Annotated in this window: 2 protein-coding genes; one reads left to right on the top strand and one right to left on the bottom strand. The window is 70.7% G+C overall.

The window, feature by feature from the left end:
- Positions 1–205 precede the first annotated feature (205 nt).
- Entirely contained in the window at positions 206–1231 is a 1026-nt protein-coding gene (locus FM125_RS09580; protein WP_087134441.1) for an L-lactate dehydrogenase, read from the bottom strand.
- A gap of 127 nt (positions 1232–1358) precedes the next feature.
- On the opposite strand from FM125_RS09580, the gene FM125_RS09575 reads away from it, so the two are divergent.
- Positions 1359–1620: helix-turn-helix domain-containing protein (locus FM125_RS09575; protein ID WP_143745330.1), on the top strand; the 262-nt coding region annotated here is incomplete at its 3' end.

Raw genomic sequence — 1620 nt, 5'->3', positions numbered from 1 at the left:
TCGGAAGGCCTCGACCTCTATCCAGCTATCGACGCGCCACTTCCCCGAGCCCCCCCGTCTACACCCTCGATTGTGAAGAGCCACTTTAGCAACACGCCCTAGAGGCCCCGTCGCTGCGCGCACGCCACGACCCCGGCCGGCCTGCACTCGCTCGTCCTGATCGGTGGAGGTGTCACGAGAAGGGCGACGGGAGACGTCGGGGCGCTCAGAACCCGAGCGACCCCGCCGCCTCCTGCAGTGCCCGGGCCGAGGCCTGCAGCTGGCGGACCTCACCGGCGTCCAGGTCCGTCTCCAACACCTGGAGCACGCCGGCCCGTCCCACGACGGAGGGCAGGGACAGGGCGACGTCGGTGAGCCCGTGCTCGCCGTCCAGGACGGTGGACACCGGCAGGACGGCACGCTCGTCCTTGAACACGGACTCCAGCAGGCGGTTCGTGGCCACGCCGATCGCATGGTTGGTGGCGCCCTTGCCCTGGATGACCTCGTAGGCGGCGTTGGTCACCGAGTCCGCGATCGCGTCCAGGTCCGGGCGGGTGAACTGCGGGGCCGCCGCCGAGGGCCAGCGCAGCAACGGCACCGGTCCCACGGAGGCCGTGGACCAGGCGGGGAACTCCGTGTCCCCGTGCTCGCCGAGCACCGCGGCATGCACCGAGCGCGGGTGTACGCCAACGCGGGAGGCCAGCAGCCAGCGCAGTCGGGCGGTGTCCAGCAGGGTGCCGGAGCCGATGACCCGCCCGGCGGGCAGGCCGGAGATCCGCTGAGCCACCAGGGTGAGCACGTCCACCGGGTTCGTCACGAGCACCAGCAGGGCGTCCGGCGCGTGCTCCTGCACGGTGGGGATCAGTGAGCGCAGGATGGCCACGTTGGCCTCGGCCAGGTCCAGGCGGGTCTGCCCCGGCTTCTGCTTCGCCCCGGCAGTGATGACCACCACCGAGGAGCCGGACAACACCGCCGGGTCGGCGCCTCCGGTCATGGTGTGGGCGGCGGTGAATGCGGTCCCGTGGGCCAGGTCCAGGACCTCGGCACGGACCTTGGCCTCGTCGATGTCGTACAGGGCGACCTCGTCCGCGACTCCGCTCATCAGGGCCGAGAAGCAGACCGAGGTGCCCACGGCGCCGGCGCCGATCACGCCGACCTTGCGGTACTCCGGGCGCGGGGAGGTCGGGGCTGAGACGGACGGGTCGGTGGCTGCGGTCAGGGACGTGGGCGTGGCGTCGTGCTGGTCGCTCATGCCCCACACCCTAGGTGTTGTGGGTCATGAGGTTCTTGACATGGGTGCCGGGCTGAGATGAGACGAGTGGGCCTCTCCCGCAGGATGGAAGTTCCTACACCACCGACCTGCTCGAAAAGGCCCACTCATGACTCACGCTAACGCACCCCTGACCCCCACCGGCCGTCTCAGGATGGTCCACCGTCACCTGAACGACGGGATCCCGCAAGCCCACGTGGCCGCTGAGTTCCGGGTGAGCCGGCCCACGGTGGCCACCTGGGTCGCCCGCTACAAGGCTCAAGGCGAGGCAGGACTTCAGGACCGGTCCAGCCGGCCCCGGCGCTCACCTGACCGACTCGATCCGGTCCTGGTCGCCCAGATCCACGCCCTGCGGCGGGAGCGCAAGTGGT

It is taken from the genome of Micrococcus lylae (genome assembly GCF_900163825.1).
Taxonomy (GTDB): domain Bacteria; phylum Actinomycetota; class Actinomycetes; order Actinomycetales; family Micrococcaceae; genus Micrococcus; species Micrococcus lylae.
Note: the sequence above shows the minus strand (reverse complement) of the source record. Positions and strands in the feature narration are given on the sequence as shown.